We start from the raw sequence: 1,821 nt of genomic DNA on the forward strand, positions 1-1,821 counted from the left end.
CCCTGACACCGTCCGGCACGCCGATCTACGACCGCCTCGTACGGGAGTGGGCGCGCGCGGGGCGCGCCGTCCCCGCCCAGCAGGGCCCGGCGGGGCGCCATCGCGGGGCCGAGCGCGACCGGTTCGGGCGGGCCTGACCGCGTCCTCGCCCCTCCGGACCGGGGGCAGCCTTTAGCACGGGCCGTTCCCGGATGCCACTGCCCGATTTCCGACGCGCGGCCGAAATCGTATGGGAATTCGTTCGAATTCCATGGCGCTTGTGCGAGTCGACAGGCCGTCGACCACCGCTTTCACGGGAGTTCGCGATATGCCCCGCCGTGAGCGGCGGGACTCCCGTGCCGTCAATGGCGCGTAGTGGATCCTCCGGTCCGATGAACTCCAACGAAAGTTCCGATCCGGGGAGTTGGCCGCCGTTATGCTCCCGCCCACCGGTCATAAGATCCCCTCTTTCGATGGTTCGAGGAACTTGATGGCGCAACAGAACTTTCCACCCGAAGCCTCCCGCCCGGAGGCGGGGATAAGGTGGCCGCTGCCCACGATCGCGGTCGTGGCCGCCGTGTGCGTGGTCGGGGCCCTCGCCTCCCCCTGGGAGCCGGCCCGCATCGTCTGCGTCGCCGTCGCGGCCGTCTGCACCGCCGCGGCCGTCGCCGAGGCCCTGCGCCGCGGTCGCGCGCTGACGGCGCGCAACGCCGAGGTCGCCGCGCTCCACCACGCCCTGTCCCGGCAGGAGACCGAAGTCGTACGCCTCGCCGAGGTGGTGCTCACCGAGGCCATCGAACGGCTGCGCAAGGGCGAACTGCCCGAAGAGGTGCTGACCTCACTGGGCGGGCGCGGCGGACACGGCAACCGGTGGGGCAACGACCCCGCCCTCACGCCGCGGTTCAGGTCCGCCCTGCAGACCGTGCTGGCCCGCGTGGTCGACACCGTCGACAACGAGGAGAACCTCCGCGACTCCGCGCAGCGCGCCTTCGTCAACATCGCCCGCCGCGTCCAGGCCATCGTCCACCAGCAGGCCCACGAGATGCGCGAGATGGAGGACCGGCACGGCCGCAATCCGGACGTGTTCGGCGACCTGCTGCGCCTGGACCACGGCACCGCCCTGATCGGCCGCCTCGCCGACTCCATCTCCGTCCTCGGCGGGGCCCGCCCCGGACGCCAGTGGAGCCGCGCCGTCACGCTGTACAGCGTTCTGCGCGGAGCGATGTCGAGGATCATCGACTACCAGCGCGTGGAACTCCACTCGGTCTCCGAGGTCGCCGTCCTCGGCCCCGTCGTGGAGCCGCTGATCCACATCCTCGCCGAGCTGCTGGACAACGCCACCCGCTACTCGCCGCCGCACACCCGGGTCCACCTGACGGCCGTCGAGGTCCAGTCGGGCATCGCCGTGGAGATCGAGGACGGCGGCCTCAGCATGAGCGAGGAGGCCCGCAGGCGGGCCGAGCGGATGCTCGCGCAGGCACAGACCGGGATCGACCTCAACGACCTCGGCGAGACGCCGAGGCTCGGCCTCGCGGTCGTCGGCCGGCTGGCCCAGTCGTACGGCTTCCAGGTCTCCCTGCGGTCCTCCGCCTACGGCGGCGTACGGGCCGTGGTCATCGTCCCCCAGCACCTGATCACCACCGCCGCGGCCGCGACCGGCCTCGCCCACGGCATCGGATAGTCCTCGGGCCCCCGGGCGGTGGCGCCCGCACCCCGCGAGCACCCCGTCGACCACCTGTCGGCGGGCGGCCCGGTGTCCGCGCCCCGGCAGGCGCCGCCGCGGCCGCGCGCGCAGACGCAGGCACCGGTCTCCCGGCCGGCGCCGGCGGGCGGGCCGGGGCG

General features: G+C 73.2%; 1 pseudogene. It reads left to right on the forward strand.

Annotated elements, in window-relative coordinates:
- Positions 1 to 469: 469 nt before the first annotated feature.
- A pseudogene (locus ACFV0Q_RS41235) lies at positions 470 to 1,821 on the forward strand (sensor histidine kinase); the annotation flags it as partial.

This window comes from Streptomyces sp. NPDC059564, assembly GCF_042735575.1.
Taxonomy (GTDB): Bacteria; Actinomycetota; Actinomycetes; order Streptomycetales; family Streptomycetaceae; genus Streptomyces.